The organism is Clostridium sp. D53t1_180928_C8 (assembly GCF_015667795.1).
GTDB lineage: Bacteria > Bacillota > Clostridia > Clostridiales > Clostridiaceae > Clostridium.
This window is the reverse complement of record NZ_JADPEL010000027.1, coordinates 13,840-40,683: the sequence shown is the minus strand read 5'-3', so window position 1 is coordinate 40,683 and position 26,844 is coordinate 13,840. Positions and strand designations below refer to the sequence as shown.

General features: G+C 29.6%; 29 protein-coding genes, 5 tRNA genes and 1 other annotated feature. Of the genes, 4 read left to right on the top strand and 30 right to left on the bottom strand.

Going from position 1 to position 26,844, the window contains the following annotated elements:
• Positions 1–2 precede the first annotated feature (2 nt).
• The 6 genes from I4V51_RS14390 to I4V51_RS14365 form a co-directional block, all read right to left on the bottom strand.
• Positions 3–74, bottom strand: a tRNA-Glu gene (locus I4V51_RS14390).
• Between the two features lie 3 nt (positions 75–77).
• Positions 78–152: transfer RNA gene (locus I4V51_RS14385), tRNA-Thr, on the bottom strand.
• A gap of 35 nt (positions 153–187) precedes the next feature.
• A tRNA-Asp gene (locus I4V51_RS14380) sits at positions 188–264 on the bottom strand.
• Positions 265–270: 6 nt separating this feature from the next.
• Positions 271–346: transfer RNA gene (locus tag I4V51_RS14375), tRNA-Val, on the bottom strand.
• Between the two features lie 8 nt (positions 347–354).
• Positions 355–429, bottom strand: a tRNA-Glu gene (locus I4V51_RS14370).
• A 125-nt stretch (positions 430–554) separates the two neighbouring features.
• Complete coding sequence (locus I4V51_RS14365) at positions 555–1,136, bottom strand: hypothetical protein (protein ID WP_195989126.1); 582 nt, start codon at positions 1,134–1,136, stop codon at positions 555–557.
• Positions 1,137–1,287: 151 nt separating this feature from the next.
• Between I4V51_RS14365 and I4V51_RS14360 the strand changes: the two genes are divergently transcribed.
• The gene (locus tag I4V51_RS14360) at positions 1,288–2,541 is read left to right on the top strand and encodes an NAD(P)/FAD-dependent oxidoreductase (protein WP_195989125.1); all 1,254 of its coding nucleotides are present in this window, start codon (positions 1,288–1,290) and stop codon (positions 2,539–2,541) included.
• Positions 2,542–2,609: 68 nt separating this feature from the next.
• Here I4V51_RS14360 and I4V51_RS14355 read toward each other — a convergent pair whose 3' ends face one another.
• The 4 genes from I4V51_RS14355 to I4V51_RS14340 form a co-directional block, all read right to left on the bottom strand.
• Positions 2,610–3,365: an acyl-ACP thioesterase domain-containing protein gene (locus I4V51_RS14355; RefSeq protein ID WP_195989124.1), complete on the bottom strand. Its 756-nt coding sequence runs from the start codon at positions 3,363–3,365 to the stop codon at positions 2,610–2,612.
• A gap of 64 nt (positions 3,366–3,429) precedes the next feature.
• Positions 3,430–3,612, bottom strand: coding sequence for a DUF1858 domain-containing protein (locus tag I4V51_RS14350; RefSeq protein WP_195989123.1), 183 nt, complete (start codon positions 3,610–3,612; stop codon positions 3,430–3,432).
• 80 nt (positions 3,613–3,692) lie between these two features.
• Complete coding sequence (locus I4V51_RS14345; RefSeq protein WP_195989122.1) at positions 3,693–3,893, bottom strand: hypothetical protein; 201 nt, start codon at positions 3,891–3,893, stop codon at positions 3,693–3,695.
• A 111-nt stretch (positions 3,894–4,004) separates the two neighbouring features.
• Entirely contained in the window at positions 4,005–5,291 is a 1,287-nt protein-coding gene (locus tag I4V51_RS14340; RefSeq protein WP_195989121.1) for an adenylosuccinate synthase, read from the bottom strand.
• A 180-nt stretch (positions 5,292–5,471) separates the two neighbouring features.
• On the opposite strand from I4V51_RS14340, the gene I4V51_RS14335 reads away from it, so the two are divergent.
• Complete coding sequence (locus I4V51_RS14335) at positions 5,472–6,644, top strand: malic enzyme-like NAD(P)-binding protein (RefSeq protein WP_195989120.1); 1,173 nt, start codon at positions 5,472–5,474, stop codon at positions 6,642–6,644.
• A 46-nt stretch (positions 6,645–6,690) separates the two neighbouring features.
• On the opposite strand, the gene I4V51_RS14330 is transcribed toward I4V51_RS14335, so the two are convergent.
• The 14 genes from I4V51_RS14330 to I4V51_RS14265 form a co-directional block, all read right to left on the bottom strand.
• Positions 6,691–6,924, bottom strand: coding sequence for a hypothetical protein (locus I4V51_RS14330; protein WP_195989119.1), 234 nt, complete (start codon positions 6,922–6,924; stop codon positions 6,691–6,693).
• A 152-nt stretch (positions 6,925–7,076) separates the two neighbouring features.
• Entirely contained in the window at positions 7,077–8,834 is a 1,758-nt protein-coding gene (gene argS, locus I4V51_RS14325; RefSeq protein ID WP_195989118.1) for an arginine--tRNA ligase, read from the bottom strand.
• A gap of 52 nt (positions 8,835–8,886) precedes the next feature.
• Positions 8,887–9,101, bottom strand: a binding site (T-box leader).
• A 102-nt stretch (positions 9,102–9,203) separates the two neighbouring features.
• The gene (proC, locus tag I4V51_RS14320; protein ID WP_195989117.1) at positions 9,204–10,004 is read right to left on the bottom strand and encodes a pyrroline-5-carboxylate reductase; all 801 of its coding nucleotides are present in this window, start codon (positions 10,002–10,004) and stop codon (positions 9,204–9,206) included.
• Between the two features lie 92 nt (positions 10,005–10,096).
• On the bottom strand, positions 10,097–11,434 hold the full coding sequence (locus tag I4V51_RS14315; RefSeq protein ID WP_195989116.1) for a replicative DNA helicase: 1,338 nt from the start codon (positions 11,432–11,434) through the stop codon (positions 10,097–10,099).
• 158 nt (positions 11,435–11,592) lie between these two features.
• Positions 11,593–13,491, bottom strand: a complete 1,899-nt coding sequence (lonC, locus tag I4V51_RS14310; protein ID WP_195989115.1) for a Lon family ATP-dependent protease — start codon at positions 13,489–13,491, stop codon at positions 11,593–11,595.
• Positions 13,492–13,503: 12 nt separating this feature from the next.
• Positions 13,504–13,950, bottom strand: a complete 447-nt coding sequence (gene rplI / locus I4V51_RS14305; RefSeq protein ID WP_195989114.1) for a 50S ribosomal protein L9 — start codon at positions 13,948–13,950, stop codon at positions 13,504–13,506.
• A 24-nt stretch (positions 13,951–13,974) separates the two neighbouring features.
• Positions 13,975–15,927, bottom strand: a complete 1,953-nt coding sequence (locus I4V51_RS14300) for a DHH family phosphoesterase (protein WP_195989113.1) — start codon at positions 15,925–15,927, stop codon at positions 13,975–13,977.
• 21 nt (positions 15,928–15,948) lie between these two features.
• Positions 15,949–16,242 carry a MazG-like family protein gene (locus I4V51_RS14295; RefSeq protein ID WP_195989127.1) on the bottom strand — a complete coding sequence of 98 codons (294 nt, stop codon included), beginning with the start codon at positions 16,240–16,242 and terminating at the stop codon, positions 15,949–15,951.
• 180 nt (positions 16,243–16,422) lie between these two features.
• Complete coding sequence (gene rpsR, locus I4V51_RS14290) at positions 16,423–16,665, bottom strand: 30S ribosomal protein S18 (protein ID WP_005209834.1); 243 nt, start codon at positions 16,663–16,665, stop codon at positions 16,423–16,425.
• Between the two features lie 34 nt (positions 16,666–16,699).
• The gene (locus I4V51_RS14285; protein WP_195989112.1) at positions 16,700–17,134 is read right to left on the bottom strand and encodes a single-stranded DNA-binding protein; all 435 of its coding nucleotides are present in this window, start codon (positions 17,132–17,134) and stop codon (positions 16,700–16,702) included.
• Between the two features lie 13 nt (positions 17,135–17,147).
• The gene (rpsF, locus tag I4V51_RS14280; RefSeq protein ID WP_133015217.1) at positions 17,148–17,435 is read right to left on the bottom strand and encodes a 30S ribosomal protein S6; all 288 of its coding nucleotides are present in this window, start codon (positions 17,433–17,435) and stop codon (positions 17,148–17,150) included.
• Between the two features lie 100 nt (positions 17,436–17,535).
• Positions 17,536–17,727, bottom strand: coding sequence for a DUF951 domain-containing protein (locus tag I4V51_RS14275; protein ID WP_195989111.1), 192 nt, complete (start codon positions 17,725–17,727; stop codon positions 17,536–17,538).
• Between the two features lie 11 nt (positions 17,728–17,738).
• Entirely contained in the window at positions 17,739–18,623 is an 885-nt protein-coding gene (locus I4V51_RS14270) for a mechanosensitive ion channel family protein (RefSeq protein WP_195989110.1), read from the bottom strand.
• Between the two features lie 21 nt (positions 18,624–18,644).
• On the bottom strand, positions 18,645–18,884 hold the full coding sequence (locus I4V51_RS14265) for a DUF3343 domain-containing protein (protein WP_195989109.1): 240 nt from the start codon (positions 18,882–18,884) through the stop codon (positions 18,645–18,647).
• A 186-nt stretch (positions 18,885–19,070) separates the two neighbouring features.
• Between I4V51_RS14265 and I4V51_RS14260 the strand changes: the two genes are divergently transcribed.
• Together I4V51_RS14260 and yyaC are read left to right on the top strand one after the other, a co-directional pair.
• Positions 19,071–20,228: an aminotransferase class V-fold PLP-dependent enzyme gene (locus tag I4V51_RS14260; protein WP_195989108.1), complete on the top strand. Its 1,158-nt coding sequence runs from the start codon at positions 19,071–19,073 to the stop codon at positions 20,226–20,228.
• Positions 20,229–20,290: 62 nt separating this feature from the next.
• Positions 20,291–20,863: a spore protease YyaC gene (gene yyaC, locus I4V51_RS14255; RefSeq protein WP_195989107.1), complete on the top strand. Its 573-nt coding sequence runs from the start codon at positions 20,291–20,293 to the stop codon at positions 20,861–20,863.
• A gap of 76 nt (positions 20,864–20,939) precedes the next feature.
• Here the strand turns inward: yyaC and I4V51_RS14250 are convergent, their stop codons facing one another.
• From I4V51_RS14250 to mnmG, 6 genes are all read right to left on the bottom strand, one after another.
• Positions 20,940–21,443 (bottom strand): DUF4446 family protein, encoded by a 504-nt coding sequence (locus I4V51_RS14250; RefSeq protein WP_195989106.1) that lies wholly within the window; start codon positions 21,441–21,443, stop codon positions 20,940–20,942.
• A gap of 40 nt (positions 21,444–21,483) precedes the next feature.
• Positions 21,484–22,371, bottom strand: coding sequence for a ParB/RepB/Spo0J family partition protein (locus I4V51_RS14245; protein WP_195989105.1), 888 nt, complete (start codon positions 22,369–22,371; stop codon positions 21,484–21,486).
• Between the two features lie 14 nt (positions 22,372–22,385).
• Positions 22,386–23,147 carry an AAA family ATPase gene (locus tag I4V51_RS14240; RefSeq protein WP_195989104.1) on the bottom strand — a complete coding sequence of 254 codons (762 nt, stop codon included), beginning with the start codon at positions 23,145–23,147 and terminating at the stop codon, positions 22,386–22,388.
• Positions 23,148–23,300: 153 nt separating this feature from the next.
• The gene (gene noc / locus I4V51_RS14235; protein ID WP_195989103.1) at positions 23,301–24,071 is read right to left on the bottom strand and encodes a nucleoid occlusion protein; all 771 of its coding nucleotides are present in this window, start codon (positions 24,069–24,071) and stop codon (positions 23,301–23,303) included.
• A 161-nt stretch (positions 24,072–24,232) separates the two neighbouring features.
• Entirely contained in the window at positions 24,233–24,952 is a 720-nt protein-coding gene (gene rsmG, locus I4V51_RS14230) for a 16S rRNA (guanine(527)-N(7))-methyltransferase RsmG (RefSeq protein ID WP_195989102.1), read from the bottom strand.
• A gap of 2 nt (positions 24,953–24,954) precedes the next feature.
• A complete protein-coding gene (gene mnmG / locus I4V51_RS14225; protein ID WP_195989101.1) occupies positions 24,955–26,844 on the bottom strand; it encodes a tRNA uridine-5-carboxymethylaminomethyl(34) synthesis enzyme MnmG in 1,890 nt (629 codons plus the stop codon).

Sequence of the window (26,844 nt, the reverse complement as noted above, 5' to 3'; positions counted from 1 at the left end):
GGTGACCCCTAGGGGAATCGAACCCCTGTTACCACCGTGAAAGGGTGGTGTCTTGACCGCTTGACCAAGGGGCCTAGTGGAGCTTCATGTCGGAGTCGAACCAACAACCTGCTGATTACAAGTCAGCTGCTCTGCCATTGAGCCAATGAAGCGTATCCATTATACTTTATATTATATAGTTTTAAAATGGCGACTCAGAAGGGGCTCGAACCCTCGACCTCCGGCGTGACAGGCCGGCACTCTAACCAACTGAGCTACTGAGCCGCGTATTGGTGGAAACAACAGGGATCGAACCTGTGACCCTCTGCTTGTAAGGCAGATGCTCTCCCAGCTGAGCTATGCTTCCAAATTTAATGGTGACCCCTAGGGGAATCGAACCCCTGTTACCACCGTGAAAGGGTGGTGTCTTGACCGCTTGACCAAGGGGCCTAGGTTTTTTCTTTTCTGCTGCGCTCTCCCGAGCACATTACCTATAATACCTAAAATTATATATAGTGTCAACACTTTTTTTAATTTTTTTTTATATATTTTTTATTATGTTTTTTAACTTCTGTCTAAACTAGCATTTTTACTAGGTTTTTAGGATTTTTAATTTTCTCTATTCCTTCTCCATATCTCTTCAATAAATCCTCTTTTTCTTTAATTTCTTTATTTATTTTTTTTATTTCGAATGCACAAACTTCTAAAAATTCTGCTTTTTCTACTTCTTCAATATTTATATTAAATCCACTTTTCTTAAAATTTTGTCCATCAGCTATTATCTTTATCGGCATGTTTTCATTAATTACACATAAAATTTCTTTTTCCCATATTCCTCTCTTATTTACGGCATATTTATCCTTTAATAAATTTAAACTCTCAAAATTAATTTTCAATTCATTTTCTATTGTATCTAGAATAGCCTTATATAACGCAACTGATATTCCTCTATTTAATTTTATTTTTAAAAAATCACTATATTTAATTAAAAACTCATCAATTTCACTTTCTGTTATAAATTTTACCTCTAATTTATCAAAAACTTTTATTCCTTTTCCTCCGGGATAATTAACTACTACTTGATCATAATTCATTCTTCTTAATTTAAATTCTTTTTGATAATCTTCAGAATTAGAATTTATTATCTTAACTTTCATTTTAATATCACCTCTATATTTTAGTATTTCTTAATTTCATTACTTTATTATTATGCTACAATTACATAATTCTTATTGCAGAACATAATGCTAAATATTAAGATATAGTTAATCGAAAAATATTGCTTTGCAATTTAGTTATACGAAAGGGGTGTTTAATTTGCATCATGATTTAATAATTGTTGGTGGTGGTGCTTCAGGATTAGTTGCAGCTATTACTGCCAAAGATTTTGGAATAGATGTAGCAATTGTTGAAGGTACTGATAGAGTTGGTAAAAAAATTTTAACTACAGGTAATGGTAGATGTAATATATCAAATAATTGCATAAAACCACCTTTTATTAATTACCATAGTTCAAATTCAGATTTTCAATTTACTGCTTTAGATAAACTTTCACTTGAAGATACAAAAAATTTCTTTTTATCTTTAGGTCTTCCAATTGTAGCATTGCCTACTGGCAAACTTTATCCACAGTCGCTTCAAGCATCTTCAGTTGTGGATATTTTAAAAATGGCTATAGAAGATAGAAATATACCTTTATACACAAACTGTAAAATAAAATATATCCACAAGGGTAAAATTTTTAAGTTATCCACAAGTAGCGAAGAATATAAATTATTCACAGCTAATAAAGTTATTTTAGCATGTGGGGGAAAAACAGCACCTAAGACAGGATCTGATGGAACCGGATATAATATTGCTAAAAGTTTTGGACATTCAATAACATCATTAGTTCCTGGAATAGTTCAATTAAAATTAGACTATCCTCATCTAAAGGCTTTATCTGGAGTTAAATTTGATGGATATGTGACTTTATTAATTAATGATAAGGTTGTAAAAAAAGATTTTGGAGAAATACTCTTTACTGACTATGGAATTTCTGGTCCTCCTATTTTACAAATATCAGCATTAGCTTCTCAAAGTACTTTTGTTAAAAAGCAAACTGAAGTTGTAGTAGACTTATTACCTAGCTATTCTAAAGATGAATTACAAGATTTCTTAGAATGTCATTTTGCAGTTCTTAGTCATAGACCTATAATTAATGCTTTAGTTGGTGTTATACATAAAAAGATAATTCCTATTTTACTAAAAGAATGTGGGATAACTAATCTTCAAATGCCATGTTATGAACTTTCTTGGAAAGAAAAAATGAAGCTAGTAAATACTTTAAAGAGTTGGAAATTCACTTGCATTGGAACTAATGATTTTAATCAGGCTCAAGTTACAGTTGGTGGAGTTAATACTAAAGATATTGATTATAATACATTAGAATCTAAATTAGTTCCTAACCTTTACTTCTGTGGTGAAATATTAGATGTTCATGGTGATTGTGGTGGCTTTAATCTTCAATGGGCTTGGAGCTCTGGATATACTGTAGCAACATCAATTGCAGAAAATAAATAACATAATTTATTTTAATAAAAAGTAGTAAGCCTAATAAACACGCTCTTTAAGCTTACTACTTTTTCATATTAATTATTAATTAACTTCTTCCAACTACTAGTTAATACAGTTAATTCTTTTCCTTCATTATCAGCAATTTTATGAAGAATTAATACTTCATCTTCATTTTCTTTTATTTCATATGAAGCACTTATTTCAGCCCCATATCTACATTCTTTTTCAAATATGACACTTAACTCTTTAAGCTCATAATTTAAAACAATCTCTAATGGAAGTGATTCTATTGCCCACTCAACATATCTAACATTATTTACATGCATGTTAGAATCTATATCTCCATATCTAACTTTAAATCTATTTTGATGCATTTCTTCTGTTAATTTTTCTAGCTTAGTAATTTTTATATCTGGACAAGTCTCAATATCAACTCCATAAGCTATATATTGATCATCAGGAATTCTTACTGCTCTTCTCTTATCTATATTTATTAATAAGAATATTCCTTCCCCATCTACTATTTTTTCATTATTTTCGTCATATATTTCATATGCCCTAGAGGCATAAAATTTTTTAAAGCTTTTTGCCATTGTTACTACTTTTATTTTTTCACCATACTTAGGATATCTTTTTACCTTTATATCATATTTATAAAACACCCATGCTAATTTTCTCTCAGTTAAATAATCTATTCCAACGCCTAGATTATCTGATTGCTTAGTTCCTATGTCACAAAAATAATTAATTATAGATGACATTTTACATTCTAATCTATAATTAGTTTCATAGTAATGTACTTCATATTCTTTTTCTGTAATTATTCCCATGTTTTATTCCCCTTCTTACTTTAATTTATGAAAAAGAACCCATAAATATGGGTTCAAATATTTTTTATCTATTTAAAGCTGATAATAATTCTTCTAAATTTATTCCATGAACATATGCTGCTTCTTCAACTGTTTCCGCTTGTGCTGATGGGCAACCAACACATCCCATTCCAAAGCTCATTAAAATTTCAGCTTTATTATCACTTATCTTTATTACTTCTCCAATAGTCATATCTTTAGTAATCATATTTAATCACCTTAGCTTTCATAAAATTATTTAATAAAACTATTTTATATGAAATATATGTAAAATTCAAATAAATAATCTTAGTATAAGCTTGCTAATCCGCTGTTAATTTGATTTACCACAGAATTAATATCGATATTATACCTTTTTGATATCTCTTCTAAAGATGAAAATTGATTTTCTGTAATATCATATGTAGGTATTCCATAACTCATTAATATATTAGCTGCTACAGGATTCTCCGCAATTGCATCACATAAACTTGTATATTTATCAATCATAATATGCACCTCTTATAATTTTACTTATTATTATTTTGCACACTATAAATTAATATTATACAAATTACAAAAAGCCGTATAAAAATATTTTTATACGGCTAAATAATTATATTATAGAGGTTTAACTCTCATAGTTTGATCTCTTCTTGGCCCTACTGATACTATAGAAATTCTAGTTTCAGTTAATTCTTCGATTCTTTCTAAGTATTTTCTTGCATTTGGATGTAATTCTTCATAGCTTCTTGCTTCTGCTACACTTTCATCCCAACCATCAAACTCTTCGTATATAGGTTCACACTTAGCTAAATCTTCTAAACTAGCTGGGAAGTAATCAATCACTTCATCATTGAATTTATATCCAACACACATCATAACTTTTTCTAATCCAGCTAATGTATCTATTTTTGTTACAGCTAATGAAGTTAATCCACTAACTCTAACTGAAGTCTTTAGTATAACTATATCAAGCCAACCACATCTTCTTGATCTACCTGTAGTTACTCCATATTCATGACCTTTTTCTCTTATCCATTCTCCAGTTTCATTTTCTAATTCTGTTGGGAAAGGTCCTTTACCTACTCTTGTTGTATAAGCTTTAGCTATACCAACAGCATTAGTTATCATATTTGGTCCTATACCAACACCATTAGCTACTCCCCCTGCAGTAGTGTTTGATGATGTTACATATGGATATGTACCATAGTCTATGTCTAATAACATTCCTTGTGCACCTTCAAATAAAACTGTTTTATCATCTTTTATTTCATTATAAACTCTTACTGATGTATCCTTTACGAATGGTTTTAATTTTTCACCATATTTAGAATACTCTTCATATATTTCGTCAAAACTTAAAGCTTCTCCACCAAGAACATTAACGATATACTTATTCTTCATTTCGATATTTTCCATAAGTTTTTCTTTAAGCACTTCTTTATCTATAAGATCGCAAACTCTTATACCACATCTTTCAAACTTATCTGTATAACAAGGTCCTATACCTTTACCAGTAGTTCCAATATCATTTTTTCCTCTAGCTTTTTCTTTTAATTTATCTAGAATCTTATGATATGGCATAATAACGTGTGCTCTATCACTAACTATTAGCTTTTCTGGAGTTACTTTAACTCCTTCTTCTTGTAAGTAATCAATTTCTGAAAAGAAAGCCATAGGATCTACAACTACACCATTTCCTATTACATTAAGCTTTTCATCGTGTAATATACCTGATGGTATTAAGTGAAGTTTGTATTGCTTATCTCCAACTTCTACTGTATGACCTGCGTTGTTACCACCTTGATATCTAACAACTACATTTGCCTCTTCAGCTAGGTAGTCTGTCATCTTTCCTTTACCTTCATCTCCCCATTGAGCTCCTAAAACAATAAATGCTGACATTTATACATTGCCTCCTTTTAAGACATTACTAATGGATTATATTATATTACATTACAATCCCATATAACATGGTATCAAAGTAATTATAAAATTTCAAGATTTTTACGAATATTTTTTTGCCTTCTTTAAATATAATTCGTATAATAATACTGTAAATATATTTTTGGGAGGAGTCATATTATGAATATATATGAAGAGTCACTAAAATTCCATAAAAAATTAAAGGGTAAATTAGAAATAACTTCAAGAGTTAAAATAACTAATGCAAAAGATTTATCTCTTGCCTATACTCCTGGTGTTGCAGAGCCATGTAGAGAAATACATAAAGATCCATCTACAGCTTATTTATACACTAGAAAGTGGAATACAGTTGCTGTTATTTCTGATGGTACTGCAGTATTAGGTCTTGGAGACATCGGGCCTTTAGCTTCTTTACCTGTAATGGAGGGTAAATCTATATTATTTAAAGAATTCGCTAATGTTGATGCTTTTCCAATAGTTCTTGATACTAAAGAGGTTGATGAAATTGTTGATACTGTAGTTAGAATTGCACCTACTTTAGGAGGAATAAACTTAGAGGATATATCTGCTCCTAGATGCTTTGAGATTGAAAAGAAATTAAAAGAAAGATTAAATATACCTGTTTTCCACGATGACCAACACGGAACAGCTATTATAGTTTTATCTGGATTAATAAATGCATTGAAAATAGTTAATAAAAATATTAAAGATTTAAAAGTTGTAGTTAATGGTGCTGGATCAGCAGGAACTGCAATAACTAAACTTTTATTATCTTATGGTGCTAAAAATATAGTTGTTTGTGATAGAGATGGTGCTTTAAATAGAGATACTAGTTATTCTAATGAATATTTTGAAGAACTATCTCAAATTACTAATCCTAACAATGAATCTGGGGTCCTAAAGGATGTTATTAAAAATGCTGATGTATTTATAGGTGTTTCAGCTCCTAATATAGTTTCAAAAGAAATGGTATCATCTATGAATACTGATGCTATTTTATTTGCTATGGCTAATCCAACCCCTGAAATATTCCCTGATGATGCAAAAGAAGCTGGAGCTAAAGTTATTGGTACTGGACGTTCTGATTTCCCAAATCAAATAAACAATGTTTTAGCTTTCCCTGGAATATTTAGAGGTGCTTTAGATGTTAGAGCAACTGAAATAAATGAAGAAATGAAAATAGCTGCTGCTCATGCAATTGCTAATTCTGTTTCAGATGAAGAACTTAATCCAAACTATATCATCCCAAAAGCCTTTAATTTAGATGTTCAAAAGAAAGTTGCTGAAGCTGTCAAAGACGCTGCAATTAAAAGTGGCGTTGCAACTATATAATTACAAAAAAGTATTAGGTTTAAGAATCTAATACTTTTTCTTTATTCTATCTCTCTTCTTCTATATAGGTTATCAAAATTTCTCCAATAGGTATATCATGGGAATATATATACCCCCACTCCCTACCATCTGTACAATCATTAGGAAGGGAAAAGGATAGGTGTTCTTCACTTATATACGGTTTAACTAAATTATATAAGTCCTTATAAGTTATATGTTTAAGTTCCTTTAAAACACATTCTTTATTTTTTCCTAACTCTTTAACTTCAATCCTATACATTGCTTAACCTCCTTAATCTATTAATCAATACATTATATTTTTATACCCTCAAAATATTGATAAAAATATTATTTAAATAAGCAATGTATTATCCCATAAATTTATAAAAATAAGCTGTATCAAAATTATAATTTTGATACAGCTTATTTAAATTACATTCTTTCTACGCTTTCCATTCCTAATAAATCTAATCCTTGTTCTAAAACATTTTTAACAAGATCTATTAAACTTAACCAAGATGATTTTTTAGCCTCATCTTCTTCTGATAATATTCTTGTATCATTATAGAACTTATTAAAGTTATTAGATAATTCATAGATAAATTCACATATCTTATGAGGTGCTCTATCTCTAAAGCTTAACTCAATAACTTCATTAAATTTAGCTAATTGAAGCATTAATCCTCTTTCTGATTCACTTTGAGGTACTAAAATACCATTTTCCTCATTAAAGCCTTCTGCTTTATTTAATATAGATTTAATTCTTACGATTGTATATAAAATATATGGCCCAGTATTTCCTTCAAATGAAGCAAATCTTTCTATATCAAATACATAATCTTTAGCCGCTTGATTTGATAAATCACCATATTTTAATGCAGCTAATCCAACCTTTGAAGATATTTCTTCAACATCTTCTTCTGCAATATTTTTATTGTCCTTAAGCTTTTCCTTACCTGCTTCTTTAATCATATTTATTAAATCTGCAAGTCTCATTACTCCACCCTCACGAGTCTTAAATGGCTTACCATCTTTTCCGTTCATTGTCCCGAAACCTATAAAGTCTAAAACAGTATCTTCATGTGCTATTCCAGATTTCTTAGCTGCTCTAAAGAATTGCTCATAATGTAGCCCTTGTCTTTTATCTGCTAAGTATATTATTTCATCAGCATTCATATCTCTAACTCTTTCTACAACAGTAGCTAGGTCAGTAGTTCCATATAAGGATGCTCCATCAGACTTTAGTAATAATAGTGGTGGAACTGGACTCTTATCAGTTTCCTCACTTACATCAAATACTAAAGCTCCTTCACTTTCTTGAGCAAATCCTTTTTGCTTTAATTCATCTATCATTTCTGGAATAAATTTTTGTGCATCACTTTCACCATTCCATAATTCAAAGTCAACATCTAATGCTCCATAGTTTTTCTTTAAATCAGTAACTGAAACATTTAATATGTGCTTCCATAAAGCAACATATCCTCTTCTACCTTGTTGAAGTTCAACTGTAGCTTGTTTTGCTGCCTCCATAACTTTTTCATCACTCTTAGCAAGCTTGCTTGCATATGGATATATATCTTCAAGCTCATCTATTGTAAATGGTGCTTCTGCTGGATACTCTCCAGTAAAGCTTTCATCAAAGTATGGTAAAGATGGATTTCTTCTTTCAACCTCTGATATTACCATTCCCATTTGAAGACCCCAATCGCCTAAATGAACATCACCAACTACATCATGCCCTAGGAATTTTGCAATTCTTTTTATACTTTCACCAATTATTGCTGATCTTAAATGTCCAATATGCAATGGCTTAGCAACATTTGCCCCACCGTAATCAACAACTATTTTCTTAACTTCTGTAGCTTTTGAAACTCCAAAGTTTTCATCTTTGTTCATTTTATTAACATATTCTATTAAGAATTCATCATTAACATTAATGTTAATAAATCCAGGTGCTACAGCCTCTAATTTTGAGAACATATTATTATCATTTAATTTTTCAACAATCTCTTGAGCTATTATCATTGGAGCCTTTTTATGCTTCTTAGCATTTGCTAAAGCTCCATTACATTGATACTGACATAAATCAGGTCTATTTGATACATTTACCTTTCCTGTTTCTCTTTCGTATCCAAGCTCTTCAAAAGCACTTTTTACTACATCATTTATTTCATCAATAAATATTTTCATAACTTTACCTCCTTATTGTCTTAAACATATAAAAAATCCGTCTCTTTTCATACAAAGAGACGGAATATTTCCGCGGTACCACTCAATTTAACTAAAAAATTAGTTCACTCAAAACTTTAACGCAGTCAACGACATACCCTCATAATTTATACTCAGGTAGCTTCTCCAAGTTCCTCTTCCTTACTCTATATTTTATAGGGCTTACACTCTACCCCTACTCGCTGTAAAATATAATTGAATAAGTACTCTTCTTTTCATAGAATTTTTTATATTTTAATTATTTCATTTTTTTTATAATATATTCATTATCTTATATTATATATTTTAAAATCATATATTACCACAATTAATTTTCAATTATTTAATATATTACATATTTTTAGATTTCTCTGCACACTTTTCAACTGCACTTATAACAGTATTTCTAAATCCATTCTTTTCAAGTTCTATTACTGCTTCTATTGTTGTTCCTCCTGGTGAACAAACTTCATCTTTTAACGCTCCTGGATGCTTTCCTGTTTCTAATGCTAATTTAGCTGAACCTAATATACTTTGCTCTGCTAACTTATAAGCTTTAGCTCTAGGTATACCTAACTTAACCCCAGCATCAGCCATTGCTTCTATAAACATAAATACATAGGCTGGTGATGATCCACATAATGCTATAAATGCATGAAAATCTTTTTCTTCAAGAACTTCATACTTTCCAAATAAATTATATAATCCACCAACATATTCTACTTCATCTTCATCAACAAATTCATTAGGACATATCGCTGACATTCCTTCACCAACTAATGCTGGTGTATTAGGCATAGTTCTAACAACTTTAACATCTTTATCAAACCATTGCTCTATTTGAGCTATAGTTATACCTGCTGCTATAGAAATAATAACAGTATCGTCTTTAATACTATCTTTTATTTCTTCTATAACTTCCTTAAAGAAATATGGCTTAACTGCTAAAAATAATATATCAGCTACTTCAGCAACCTCAAGATTAACTGTTGTTGTTTTTATAGAAAACTCATCACTTATTTTTTGGGCTGAAGTTTTACTCTTTGTAGATACAATAATATCATTTTTATTAATCTCATTAGACTTAACTAAGGCACCTAGCATAGCCTTGCCCATATTTCCACAACCTATAAACCCAATCTTTTTACTCATACAACACCTCTTATATTTAGTGACATCTGATAAATGTAAAGTTATTTCTAAAACTCCTAAACTTGTCACTATATTAAATCGTTACTTAATAACTATTCTTTATGCACTAAGTCTAAATCAGCAAACTTAGAGTGAGCTCCAATCCAAGCCATTTTAACTGTTCCAACTGGGCCGTTTCTTTGTTTTGCTATAATACACTCACCAATACCTTTTTCTTCAGTTTCTTTGTTATAATACTCATCTCTATATAAAAACATAACAACATCGGCGTCCTGCTCAATTGATCCAGATTCTCTTAAGTCAGATAGCATTGGTCTATGGTCAGCTCTTTGCTCTGGCGCACGAGATAACTGTGATAATGCAATTACTGGACACTCCATCTCTTTTGCTAATGCCTTGATAGATCTTGATATTTCAGATACCTCTTGTTGTCTATTATCGCTACCAGCACTACCTGACATAAGCTGTAAGTAGTCAATAAGTATCATATCAATACCATGCTCCATTTTTATCTTTCTACACTTAGATCTCATATCCATAACGCTAATACCAGCAGTATCATCAATATAGATTCTAGCCTTTGCTAATGGTCCTGTTGCCCTTGCAATTCTCTCCCAATCATCATCCTCTAAGTTACCAGTTCTAAGCTTTAACATATCAACATTAGCTTGTGAACATAAAAGCTTATATGCTAATTGTTCCTTAGACATTTCCAGGGAAAATATTACTACACTTTTTCCTTCCTTTAATGCTGCATTTTCTGCAATATTTAATGAGAATGTTGTTTTTCCCATAGATGGTCTAGCTGCAATAAGTACCATATCACCCTTTTGGAATCCAGATGTCTTAGCATCTAAATCTTTAATTCCAGAACCAACTCCAGTTATAGCACCTCTATTATTAAATAATCTTTCTATTTCTAAAAATCCTCTTTCAAGTACATTAGAAAGTGCCTCATATTCTTTAGAATCTTTCTTTTCAGCTATATCAAAAACCTTTTTTTGAGCTAAATCTATTACCTTCTCAACATCTCCACCACTATTATAGCTTTCTTCAATAATAGACGTAGATGCCTTTATAAGTTTTCTTAATGTAGATTTTTCTTCTACTATTTTTATATAAGAACTTAAATTTGCTGTTGTAGGAACAGATGAACTTAACTCAGATATATAAGTAACGCCTCCAGCCTTATCTAACATATCAGTAGTCTTTAGATACTCTAATATAGTTACTAAGTCTACTGCCATATCCTTAGCATACATTTCCTTTACCGCTTTATATATGGCCTTATGTCCGTCTCTATAAAAATCTTCTTCATTAAGCTTTTCTAAAACTTGAGCAATGGCACTTTTATCTATTATCATTGCCCCTATAACGGACTGCTCTGCTTCTATACTTTGTGGTAAACTTCTCATCATAGGTGCTTCCATAAATAATCCACCTCCCAATTTTTTATTATAATTTCTGCTTCTTTACACATATAACCTATTATATCAAAATGAATCAAATTTGCTATGGTCATTTGTATAATAAATTTATTTCTTCACATAATAAAATTAAGCTTCCTATAAAGGAAGCTTAATCTACATTACTTCTCAAATACTATCTCCATTAGTTCCTCTATGTGACTTATAGATTTAACTTCTATATCTTCAAGTCCTAGAGGAACTTCTTTTTCATTATCTTTAGGGATAGCAACAAGTTTAATTCCTTTTCTTCTAGCACCGTATATCTTTTCAAATATACCGCCAACTGGTTTAACATTTCCTCTTAAAGAAATTTCCCCTGTGATAGCAACGTCTTGACGAATTGGCCTTTCTGTAAGAGCACTTATTATACAAACTGTAATAGCAGCTCCTGCTGATGGTCCATCAATTTGACCTCCACCAATTACATTAACATGAACATCATAGTCTTTAATATCCTTATCTGTAATCTTTCTTATCACAGATGCTGCATTAAATACAGAGTCCTTAGCCATAGAGCCTGCAGTATCATTAAACTTAATAGTTCCATGACCCTTTTTCTTAGCTGGGAATACTGTAGATTCTATTTCTATCGTAGAACCTAAGAATCCACTTACTCCTAATCCATATACATGCCCAATTTCATATTTATCTAAATTATCTAATCTTTCAAATGGAGCATATCTTCCTATTGAAATAACTTCTTCAACATCCTTTAAAGTTATTTTATTGCTTATTTCATCTTCATCCTTATTGAATAATGAATATCCATATGCATCAGATAATATATTTACAGCCTTTCTACCTTCAATTGTATATTGGCTTATTAACTTCCCAACTCCATCTTCTAACTCTACATTAAGCTTTTCAGATGCATTATTAACTATACCATCTATATCTTGTGAAGATAATGGTTCAAAATATACTTCTGTACATCTAGATCTTAATGCTGGATTTATTTGACTTGGATCTTTTGTAGTTGCACCTATTAAAACAAAATCTGCAGGTGCACCTTTTTCAAATAAATATCTTATATACTCTGGTATATTTTCATCATCAGGATCGTAATAAGAAGATGAAAACTCTACTCTTTTATCTTCTAAAACTTTTAACAACTTATTTTGAAGGATATCATCTAATTCACCAATTTCATCGATAAATAATACTCCTCCATGAGCTTCGGTAACTAATCCTGTTTTTGGTTCAGGTACCCCTACCTCTGCTAAGTCTTTCTTACTTCCTTGATATATAGGATCATGTACTGAACCTAATAAAGGATTTGTTATTTCTCTTGGATCCCATCTTAATGTAGTTCCATCAACTTCAACAAATTTTGATTCCTCATCAAAAGGTGTAAATCTTAATTTTTTAGCAGCTTCTAATGCAAGTCTTGCTGCTGAAGTTTTTCCTACTCCTGGTGGCCCATAAAGAATTATATGTTGTGGATAAGGCGAAGACATTTTTGAAATTAATGATCTTACTGCTCTCTCTTGCCCAACTACTTCATCAAAGTTTTCTGGTCTTAAAAGTGACATAACATTTTTATTAATATGCTTTGCATCTAACTTTTCTAATCTTTCTAACTTTGCTGTAGTCTTTGTATTTTCTTTTCCTTTTTGCTTTTTGATTATAGACATTTTTAGTTCATCCATGAACTTATCTTGTCTTTCAACTAAAGCTTTTTCTACTTCAGACTCTATTTTATTTTGAACATATTTTTTAGCTATATTTTCTGATATCCAATATATAACATCCTCTAACACTTCTTGTGCAGTTTCATCTGTTGGAACAACCTTAGCTCCATTTCCATCTGATGCTATAACATTTAGTGCATATATCCTCTCATTTATTTCTGTTGAATTAACGTATTTTTGCAGCTTAAATCTTACTGTTCTAGCTCTGATTGCACCTTCATCTAAAACATTTTTAAGTACATCAAATAATACATTAACCTTTGCTTCTATTGGTAAATCACTTGTTAGTATTCCTTCTAAGTTAACCCCTTCGTTATATAAATTCAATGTTAATCCTCCTTATTGTTTAGGAACAATAATAACTTTTATCTTTGTAGATACTTCTGGATATAATTTTACTTCTACTTCATATTCTCCAGCAACCTTTATAGTATTTACAACAATTTTCTTTTTATCTATTTTTAAATTAAATTGACTGTTAACTACTTCTGCTACATCCTTATTAGTTATTGCTCCAAATAATCTTCCGTTATCTCCTGCCTTAGCATTTATAGTAACTTCTTTACCTTTTAATTCAGCTGCTAATTTTTGTGCTGCTTCTAATTCAGCAAGTTTCTTTTTTCTTTCATTTTCCTTTTTAGCATTAACAACATGTAATGCATTTGCTGTTGCTTCTTCAGCTAATTTCCTAGGAAATAAATAGTTTCTAGCATATCCATCTGATGCCTCTATAACATCACCTTTTTTACCCATTTTCTTTACGTCTTGTAATAAAATTACCTTCATATTATACACCTATCCTTTAAAGTTTTATTCTTTTAGTTTTAAATGTTTTTTTATTGCTTCTTTTAACATATATAATGCCTCATTCATTGATTCATCTAACTTAGCACCAGCCATATTCATATGACCACCACCACCAAGCTCTTCTAATATAACTTGAACATTAACCTCTCCAGTTGATCTTCCACTTATAATAATAGAATTATTTATTTCACATAATACAAAGCATACATCTATACCTGATATTCCCAATAATTCATCAGCAGCCCTTGCAACAATTACAGTATTATTTACATCACTCGGACAAACTGCTATAGCTAGATTATCATGTACTTCGGCACTCTTAATAGTCTCTGAAATTAATAAATAATCTTCTAGACTATCAGTAAACATCTTTTTAACCTCTATTGTATCTGCACCTAAAGATCTTAAGAAAGCTGCAGCATCAAAAGTTCTTACCCCGGACTTAAACTGGAACCCTTTAGTATCCATAAAAATTCCACCTAAAAGCCCTTCTGCTTCAATCTTTGATATCCTTGGCTTCTGTAGCATATATTGTATTAATTCAGTTACCATCTCTGATGTAGAAGATGCATAAACTTCTATATAATTTAGTAATGCTCCTTCTATTATATCAGGACTTCTTCTATGATGATCTATTATTATCTTTCTATTAATCTTTTCAGCTATATTTAAATTGCTTACATATCCCTTATTATGGACATCAACTATTATTAATAATGTTTTATCATTAATTGCTTTTTCAGCTTCACTACTGGAAATTAGTAAATTATCATACTTACTATCACTCTTAAGCTTATTCATATAATAATCAATCGCATTTATATCATTATCTATGATAATATTACAACTCTTTCCTAATTGCCTTATAGCTGACCATAGACCTACTGATGCTCCAAATGCATCCATATCTGGGTTTTTATGTCCCATAATAAGTATATTGCTACTCTCAAAAATTAACTCTCTTAAAGCTTGTGCAATTACCCTAGCCCTAACTCTTGTTCTTTTTTCAAGCTCTCGAGTATTTCCACCAAAGAAGCTTATCTTTTCGTTATTTTTAATAACTACCTGATCTCCACCTCTACCTAGTGCTAATTCTCTAGCAGTCATTGCATTGTTATAGTTTTCTTGTGAATTATCCCCACCTCTACCAATTCCAATGCTCAATGTAACTTCTAACTTATTACCTCTATCAATATTTGATATTTCATCTAATATGCTAAACTTACAATTAATTTCATCATTAATATATTTATCTTGTACTGATAAACAATATTTATTATATTCATATTTAATAATCATAGATTTTAATTTTTTGCTATATGAATTTATAGCTTTTTCTACCTCTGCGGCTAACATTGGTCTATTTGCTTCATCAGTTACCTCTAATGCTTCTGATAAATTATCTACTTCTATTAACATTATACTTTCTCTAGTTGAATATAAATCTCTTAAGTTGCTTACTTCATTAAAATATACTATATATTTTTGTTTAACATATGACTCATTTTCATTACTTATATTAGTAGCATATATGCTATAAAAAGAATCTTTTATTTTTACTCTTTGCCTTAAATCTTTATCACACTTTAATAGCTTTTGCAAATCAAGATTTCTACCTATACTAAGTATATTTTGCTCTTGCAAATCTAATAAATTTAATTCTTCTTTTAATCTCTTATTAGCCCAAAGTATATTACCCTCATTATCAATTAAAGCTAATGGATATGACATATTAGAAATATTATCATTTATATTTGCCTTAATTCTTGCAGTTAAAGTATCTACCTTTTCATTGTATATTCCCCTATTAATATCTAAGTACTCATTAAAAACTACATATATTAGCAGAACTGTTCCTGCTAAATAAAACGCCTTAATATAATAAAGAATTATTACTAAAATAATAATTGCAAATGATATTAATAACTTCCTATACTTTTTGAGCTTTTTTTTCATAAAAGCCTCCTAAATTTTATATTAATAACGTCCCTTGATATGATTTTGAAGTTTTGTTAAACTCTTACCTTCTTTTTCATATTCATGTTCTTCAGCTATTCCTAATTTTAACTTTTTTCTCATGTCGTCATCTACTTCATTACAACTATAACCTAACTTTTGTGCTAATACATATAAAATTACAATTGCTCCTGATATACAGTTTAATATAGAATCCTTAGCTACATTAGTACCTCTTGTTAACAGAGAGAAAAATTCACCTATTATACATAACAAATTAGCTTTAAGCTCTTCTATAATTTTAATATTAGCCATAATATTTAGCTCTTCTTTTTTCTTCACTAAATTCTCACCCCTATTCAATCCCTTGTATCTTTATTTTAATTATTTTTCTTTATTAATGCAACTAAATAGGCGTCGGAATTACAAATTATGTAATTATTTTGAAATATAAAAATAAAAGCCCCTGAAAATCAGGGGCTAATAAACTTATTACTATTCAGTTGTGAATGGTAATAAAGCTATGTTTCTTGATCTCTTGATAGCATCAGTTAATTGTCTTTGATGCTTAGCGCAAGTACCAGAAATTCTTCTTGGAAGAATCTTACCTCTTTCTGTAACAAACTTTCTTAGCTTGTTGATATCTTTGTAATCTATTGATTCAGCTTTATCTACACAGAAAGCACATACTTTTCTCTTAGATCTTCTCATTTTTCCAGATCTTTTCATTTCTCTCATGATGTTCCCTCCTTATAAAATAATTAGACTTTTTTTAAAATGGCATATCACCATCATCTACTGGAGTCATATCTCCGAATCCCATATCAGGACTTTCTGCTGGAGCGCCCCATGCGTTATCAGAATTTCTTGAGTATGAATTATTGTTATTACCTTCACCAGCACCAGAACCTATGAACTCGAAACTTTCTACAGCTACATCAGTAGTGTATCTTTTAGTTCCATCTTGAGCATCATAACTACCTGTTCTTATACTTCCAGTAACAGCAATTTGTCTACCCTTTGTAAGATATTGTGTAATTGTTTCTCCAGTTTTTCCAAATGCTACACAATTTATAAAATCTGTTTCATCTTTTTTAAATTGTCTGTTTATAGCAACAGTAAATCTACAAACTGCAGTACCGCTACCAGCTGCATATCTTAATTCTGGATCTTTAGTAAGTCTACCAATAAGTATAACTTTATTCATTTCAATACACCTCTTACGCTTCGTTTTTAACGATTATGTGTCTTATAACACCATCAGTAATTCTGAAAACTCTGTCTAACTCTTTTGGTAATTCAGGATTAGCTTCGAAGTTAATTAAAGTATAGTAACCTTCGTTAACCTTGTTTATTTCGTAAGCAAGCTTTCTCTTACCCCAGAAATCAACATTTTCAACTTTTCCTCCACCGTTTTCTATAACACCTTGGAATTTTTCGATTCCAGCCTTAACAGCCTCTTCATCTAATGATGGGTGTAATATAAATATAGTTTCGTACTTTCTCATCATTTTCACCTCCTTTGGACTAACGGCTACATTTTACTGTAGCAGGGATTACAATTTAAGATTTTATCACTTTATTCTACTCTTTTCAAGTATTTTTATTTCATTTATTAGTTTTAACCACCTTTTTTGCATCTTTTTGGAATTTAAGGCGTGGTATCATTACAATTCTTCCGCATCCAACACACTTTATTTTAATATCAGCACCTAATCTTATTACTTCAAATTCTTTGCTTCCACAAGGATGTTGTTTTTTCATTTCAACAATATCACCTAAATCAAATGTTTCAATCATATTTATACCCCCTAAATATTATAGTTTTTAGTTTTATTTACAATAGCTGTTTTTGGATATGGAATCTCTATTCCAGCTTCATCTAATGCTATTTTTATTTCTTTTCGTAACTCCCTTTCCATTTCCCATTGACTTAAAGGTTCCGCTCTTCCAACAACTCTAATTGTTACTCCTGATGCATTTAATGAAAGAACTCCTAATACAACTATTTCACCTCTTAGCTTTTCTTCATATTTTTCTTCAAATTGTGAATTAGCCTTTTTAATAACTTCTATAGCTACATCTATATTTTCTTCATAAGCTATTTCTACATCAACTATAAACCTTATATCTCCCCTTGAATGATTTGTTACTTCTAATACAGATCCATTAGGTATTAAGTGTAGATCACCACTAAAGTCTCTTAGAACAGTTGTTCGTATACCAATACTCTCGACTATTCCTGAAAATTGTCCAATTGTTACGTGATCTCCAACTCCATATTGATCTTCAAATAAAACAAAAAATCCATTAATAAGGTCCTTTACTAAACTCTGTGCACCAAGACCTATTGCAAAACCTCCCGCACTTGCTAATGCTACAGGTATCTTAGCTAAAATATCATATAGCATTGATCCTATACCTATTATATATACAGTGTACTTCAAAACACTTTTTAAAACTTCCCCTATAGTTAATGCCTTCTGTGGCTCTAAAGAAAAACTCTTTTTACTAGCAACTTGTCTATCAACAAATTTCTTTATAAGTTTATTTCCTATTTTTATTGAAAAATACATTAAAATAGATATAAATATAACAGATATTAATTTTTCAACTACAGCATCTAAGTTTATTCTTTTGGTAAAAAAATCAATTATACTTTTACTTATACTGGATACATCCACAAGTCCATACATACTAATAATTCACCTCTTTGTCTATTTAATTAGTATATACTTAGAATCTTCTTTTTTATATATATTCTTAAATTCAATTACTTTACTGTCAATTATTTCATTTAATTTTTCTTCTTCTTCTACTCTAATACAAATCCCACAACTTTGAGTTATTAAAGTTGGAGTAGGCATTATTCTAAAGTGATAATTTAGACCATTTAATTTTTGTTCAGCTGACATTGCACCATGAGTATTTTTAAACACTATAATATAATAATTCATTATAAAATCTCCTCCCTATAATATATATATTAATTATATTATATCTATTTTTATATTTTAATAAATATATTAAATATTAGTATTTTAAAATTACATATTTTTCTAATAGTTTATTGCAATTTTATTTATTTATTTTATTATAATATAAGAAGCAATATTTTACTTGTATATAAAAAGGAGAAAACAATGAAGGTATATTTAGATAATGGAAGTACATCATTTCCCAAACCAAAAGTTGTAGCCGATTCAATATATAATTATTTAACTAATATAGGAGGTAATCCTGGAAGATCTAATCATTCTAATGCATTACAAGCAAATAGATCATTATATATTACTCGTGAAGAAATCTGTGATTTATTTAATTATGATAAACCCGAAAATGTAATTTTTACAAATAATATAACATCTTCTTTAAATATTTTATTAAATGGAGTAATAAAACCTGGTGATCATGTAATTACCTCTTCTATGGAACATAACTCTGTTATCAGACCACTATATAACTTGAAAAAACTTTTAAATATAGAACTAGACATAGTTAATGCAAACACTTTAGGAATTGTAGATGTAACTGATATAGAAAAATTAATTAAACCTAATACTAAATTACTAGTTATGACTCATGCATCAAATGTTGCTGGTTCCATTCAACCAGTAAAACAAATAGGTAATTTATGCAAAAAACATGATATATTTTTCATATTAGATAGCGCTCAAAGTGCTGGTGTATTAGATATTGATTTTAAAGACTTATCATTAAGTGCCTTAGCTTTTACAGGCCATAAAAGCCTTTTAGGCCCACAAGGAATAGGTGGATTTATAATTGATGATAAATTAAATGAAATGTGTAATCCATTATTATTAGGGGGCACCGGTAGCTTATCCCACTCTCTTAATCAACCAGATTTTTTACCTGATAAATTTGAGTCTGGAACATTAAATATTCCTGGAATAATAGGTTTATGTGAAGCAATAAAATTTATTAAGTCTGAAGGATTAAATACAATTTATGAACATAACAGTTATTTAAGATCTTATTTAATAGCCGAAATTCTTAATATTCCTAACTATAAAATTAGTGGCGCTTTAGATAAAAAACATGGAACATCTTGTGTATCAATAACCCATTCTAAGTTAGATATTAGTGAGTTATCTTATATCTTAGAATCAGACTTTAATATAAGCAATAGAAGCGGATTACATTGTGCACCACTAGCCCATAAAACTTTAGGTACTTATCCCAACGGTACAGTTAGACTTAGCTTAGGATATTTTAATACATTAGAAGAAATTAAGTATACAATTGACTCTCTAAATAAAATAAATTCAATTTATAAGTAAAGTTTTTACTTGTGAATAAGTTCACTTATTCTTGTCGATACTTTCAATAAGGAGGTTATGACATGAATAATTGTTTTTGTGTAGATTCATTATCTCCTAATTCATCTCATGAATTAGGAGAATATTTATATATGAAACTTAAAGATTTTCTTATAGAAAATAGACCAATAATATTTCTATGTATTGGTACTGATAGAGCTACTGGTGATTCATTAGGGCCTATAATTGGATATAAACTTAAAAATATTGAAAGAAAAAACATTTATATTTATGGTTCTCTAGAGTATCCTGTACATTCTATAAATCTAGCTGAGGTTTTAAATAAAATTAAAACTAGCTTTATAAATCCTTTTATTATTGGTATAGATGCTTCTCTTGGAAGTGTTCAAAATATTGGTAAAGTATTTATTGAAGATTCACCACTTCATCCTGGTTTAGCTTTAGATAAAGATTTACCTGAAGTAGGCGAAATGAATATAAAGGGTGTAGTTAATATATCTGGCAATTTAGATTTTATGATGTTGCAAAATACTAGATTATTTGTTGTCATGTCTTTAGCCGATTGTATTTCAAGTGCAATAATATATTTTATAAATAAGGCCTTATCAAAAACTACATTAATATCTTATGATTAAAAATAATTTGTTATTATTTTCATAAAAAAAGGTGATTATTTCTTATTAAATAATCACCTTTTCTAATTTCTAATTTCTAATTTTTACTATTAATAGCCTCATTTAAAACATGTAACTCTTCTTCAGATAAATCATATCTTGATATTCCTTTATCTATTGGTTTAGCATATGTCGTACTATCATGTCGTGAATATATTCCAGTTATAATAACACCATCATTGTATGAGTCTAATATTGCAATAGAAAAACTTAAATCACTACCTACATCTTCAAAAGCCTTATATCTCATTATAGCAACCTTATTAACACAACCTTTTAACTCTTCCGAAATATTTTGGCATTTATCAATTGCTTCTTGTGATTTAATTAAGGCTTTTTCAATATTATCTAAGTTATCATTAAGAGCTTGTTCCAAGTTCTTATTGTTAACTCCTCTCATCATTTTTCTATATTTTTTTTCTAATTTATTTACAGATGATAATAATACTATTGTAATTACAAAAAGTAATAATGTTATTATCGCTAATCCTATTATTATGAAGATTGAATATTCATTAATCATATTTATTATGCTGTCCATTTTATGTTACTTCCCTCCAAAATGTTTCACGTGAAACATTTTATAAATTAATTATCTCTAATATTCTTTGTAAATCCTCTTCAGAGTAGTATTCAATCTCTATTTTACCCTTATTATTTTTATTTGTAATATTTACTTTAGTTCCAAAGTAATTTTCTAGCTTGTAAGTTACATCTTTATAATACGGATTAGCCTCTTTAGATGATTTTGTCTTAGTTCTTGAAGAACTAGTCTTTAACTTTTTAATTAAAATCTCTAATTCTCTTACAGATAATTTATCATCTATAACACTTTGTGCTAATTCGCATTGCAGCTTACTATCTGTTATTCCTAATAAAGCTCTACCATGCCCTTCAGAAATTACACCTTCAATAATATATTGTTGAACATCTGCACTAAGATTTAATAATCTTAAGGTATTAGTTATTGTCACCCTAGATTTGCCTATTCTTTTGCTTAATTCTTCTTGAGTTAAATTAAAGTCACTTATTAATTTTTTATAAGCTACTGCTTCTTCAATAGAGTTTAAATCTTCTCTTTGAATATTTTCAATTAACGATATTTCTAAAACTTGCTTTTCCGTCAATTCCATTATTATTGCTGGTACTTCTTTAATTCCAATTGACTTAGCAGCTCTCCATCTTCTTTCACCCGCTACAATAATATATTCATTATTGTCTTTTCTTAATATTAATGGTTGTATTATTCCATTACTTTTTATAGACTCTGCTAACTCCATTATTTTTTCATCATCAAAAGATTTTCTTGGTTGCTCTTCATTACTCTTAATCAAATTAATATCTATTAATATAGAGCCTTTTTCTTTAATATCCTGATTTTTTTCAGTTTTATTCTCTAATGTACTTAAAATAGTATCTTCTGGTATAAGAGCATTTAGACCTTTGCCTAATCCAAACTTTTTACTCATATCTTTAACCTCTCCTATTGCTTACTTAAAAATTCTTTTGCAAAACGTTTATAAGCATCTGCGCCTTTACACTTTTCATCATAAAGCATAATTGGTAATCCAAAACTTGGTGCTTCTGCTAACCTTATATTTCTAGCAATAGTTGTTTTATATACTTTATCATTAAAGAATTTCTTGGCCTCATCATATACTTCATTACTTAAATTAGTTCTATAATCGTACATAGTCATAACTACGCCTTCTATATCTAACGATTTATTAAGTGATTTTTTTACTAATTGTACTGTATTAATTAACTGTCCTACCCCTTCTAATGCATAAAACTCACATTGTATAGGTATTAATACTGAATCAACTGCTGTTAAAGCATTAATTGTTAAGACACCTAATGATGGTGGACAATCTATAAATACAAAATCATATTGATCTTGTATGGATGAAATTTCCCTTAAAAGAATAGTTTCCCTATCCTTCACGCCAATTATTTCAACTTCTGCACCTGCTAATTCCATAGTAGATGGCGCTATGTATAAATTAGTAATTAATTCACTTTTTATAATAACATCCTTTAACGGTACATTTGCTGTAAGCACATCATACATGGAATGCTCTAAATCTCTTTTATCTATTCCAAACCCACTTGTTGTATTTCCCTGAGGATCAATATCAATAGTTAATACTTTATAACCTTCCATTGCTAAATACGCACATAAATTAATATTAGTAGTAGTTTTACCTACTCCACCCTTTTGATTAAAAATACATATCTTTTTCATATAAAGCCCTATTTTAGGACTTCACCCCCTTCCCATATTTATATTATATATATTTTTATATAATAATTAAAGATAGCCATAATAAAATTCAAGTAAAATTTATATAAATGTTTCACGTGAAACATAAAAAAAGCACTCTTTAGAGTGCCTTTTTTATTTATTTTTAGGGATAGAAACTGTTATTTCAATACAGTCTTCCTTATCTTGAAGTTTGTACTCTGCTGGAATATTAAACTTACTTAATACTTGCTTTATAGTATTAACATATAACTTTCCAGGTAAAACACCTTTTCCTTTTCTCTTTTTCATTTGTTCGCCAGCTAATTTTAATAATTCAGTGTTAATTAACTCTTCTGTCTTTTTTACATTTAAAGAATTTGCTATTACCTTTTTTACAACTTTTAATTGTAATTCTTCATTTGGTAAGCTTAATAACGCTCTTGCATGTCTTTCTGTTAAATTATTTTCAAGACATAAAATTCTTACCTTTTCACTTAACTTTAACAACCTTAATTTATTAGCTATAGTGGATTGCTTTTTCCCCATCCTTTTAGCTAATTCTTCTTGCGTAAACTTATGATCATTAATTAAATTATAATAAGCTTCAGCTTCCTCCATGAAGTTTAAATCTTCTCTTTGTAAATTTTCCAATAATGCAATTTCTGCCGATTGTGTATCTGTAATTTCAATTACATTACAAGGCACAAATTCAAGTTCAGCCATTCTAGCTGCTCTCCATCTTCTTTCCCCAGCAACTAACTCAAACTTTTCTCCTATCTTTCTTACAGTAATAGGCTGAATTATTCCATGTTCCTTTATAGACTGGCTTAACTCATTTAATGCTTCTTCATTAAAAAACTTTCTTGGCTGATATGTATTAGGAAAAATATTATCAACCCTTACGTTCATTATTTCTTTATTCATACTGTACGACCATCCCTCATAATTTGTTAATCAACAATTAACTCCATATTTTAACAACAATACTTTTATTTTTCTTTTATATATTCCTTAAAATATAATTTGTCTAATTATATTTCTACACAAATTATTCCCATTATAATAATTTTATCCTCTATAACTTGCTATTGTAAAGGCTTTTTATTAACCGTTCCTGCTTTTCTTGGATACGTCTTAGGACAACCTTTTATTTTCTTTACTTCTACTATATTATGTTTTAAATCAGTTTCTTCGATAGATATTTCTATTATATCTTTTAATTCTCCACCTAATATTTTTATAGCGTTACTACCATTTTCAAGTTCTTCATCTATAGATGGACCCTTTAACGCTACAAAATAACCACCTTTTTTTACATATGGCATACAAAATTCTGATAAAACTGCCATATTAGCAACTGCCCTTGATGTTGCTATATCAAATTTTTCCCTTAATTCAGGATTTCTTGCTCCGTCTTCTGCCCTAGAATGAATTGTTTTTACATTCTTTAATCCAAGTTCTCCAACTACAAGATTTAAAAAGTTAACTCTTTTATTTAAAGAATCTAAAAGCGTTACTTCTACATTTGGATTCATAATTGCAATTGGAAGTCCTGGAAAACCTGCTCCAGTTCCAACATCTATTATAGTTTTAGCATTTTTTATTTTATCTGATTTAAAAGCTTTAATACAATCTATAAAATGCTTTTTAACAACTTCTTCATCTTCAGTTATCGCTGTTAAATTTATTTTTTCATTCCATTCTTGAAGAAGTCTCATATATTTAATAAACTGTTCGTATTGTCCTTCTGTAAATTCTAATCCAACATCATTTGAAGCTGTTTTCATTAATTCAAAAAACTCCATCCTTAGTCCTCCTGCTTACTTTTCTTATATTGATGTTCTAAATATATTAATAAAACTGATATATCAGCTGGAGATACTCCAGATATTCTTGATGCCTGACCTATACTTACAGGTCTTATTGAACTTAACTTTTGAATAGCTTCTACTCTTAAGCCTTTTACATCGCTATAATCTATGTTTTCTGGTAATAATTTTTTCTCAAACTTTCTAAATTGATTAACTTGATCTAATTGGCTAGTTATATACCCTTCATATTTCGCTATTATATTAACTTGTTCACCAATATCATCTGTATAATTGGGTCTTTCTGAATCTAATGGTGAAAGCATAAAGTAGTCTAATTCTGGCCTTTTAATTAACTCATACATACTTATAGGCTTTTTAAGTTCTGTAGAATTAAGTGATACTAAGAATTCATTATTCTCTCTCTTATTAGTTATTTGTAGATTCTTTAGTCTTTCAACTTCATTTTCTATATTCGCTTTTCTATTTAAGAATCTATTATATCTTTCATCATTTACTAAACCTACTTTTCTACCTATTTCAGTTAATCTAAAATCAGCATTATCCTGTCTTAATAATAATCTATATTCAGCTCTAGAAGTCATCATTCTATAAGGCTCATTAGTTCCCTTAGTTACTAAATCATCTATTAAAACACCTGCATACGCATCAGAACGTGTTAATATCATTGGATCTTCACCCTTAATCTTTAATGCAGCATTTATTCCTGCAACTATTCCTTGTGCAGCAGCTTCTTCATATCCAGAACTACCATTTAATTGACCAGCTCCATATAAACCTTCTATTGTTTTAAACTCTAGTGTTGGTTTTAACTGCATCGGATTTATTGAATCATACTCTATTGCATAAGCAGTTCTTAAAAACTCTACATTTTCTAATCCATCTAAAGTTCTATACATCTTTACTTGAACATCCTCTGGAAGTGATGATGACATTCCTCCAACATACATTTCTAATGTATCCTCGCCTTCTGGTTCTACAAATATTTGATGTCTAGTTTTATCTGGGAATTTCATTACCTTATCTTCTATAGATGGACAATATCTTGGACCAACACCTTCAATACTACCATTGTACATAGGTGATCTATCTATATTTTCTCTTATAATATTATGAGTTTCTTCATTAGTGTAAGTTAACCAACATGAAACTTGTTCTCTCTCTATGCTATCATGCATAAATGAAAATGGAACTATCTTTTTATCTCCAGGTTGTTCAATCATTTTTGAAAAATCTACAGATCTCTTGTTAATTCTTGCTGGTGTTCCAGTCTTAAATCTTCTCATTTCTATTCCAAGATCCATTAAATGTTGTGTTAACTCATTAGCTGCTGCTAATCCATTCGGACCACTATTATAATCTACATCACCAATTATTATTCTTGCTCTTAAATATGTACCTGTTGTTAAAACTATAGCCTTACAGTTAAAGAAAGCTCCATTCTTAGTTAAAGCTCCAACAACTTTTCCGTCTTCTACTTCAATATCAACTACTTCTAATTGTCTAACCTCTAAATTTTCTTGGTTTTCTAAAACACCCTTCATTCTTTCTTGATATTTCTTTCTATCAGCTTGCGCTCTTAAAGAATGTACAGCTGGTCCTTTAGATGTATTTAGCATTCTTGATTGAATAAATGTGTTATCTATATTTATACCCATTTCTCCACCTAATGCATCAACTTCTCTTACTAAATGACCTTTTGCTGTTCCTCCAATGTTTGGATTACAAGGCATTAAACCAATTGCATCAAGATTTAATGTACATACTAATGTTTTTAACCCCATTCTAGCTGATGAAAGCCCTGCTTCACATCCAGCATGCCCCGCACCAACTACAATTACGTCGTATTCACCTGCATTATATCTCAT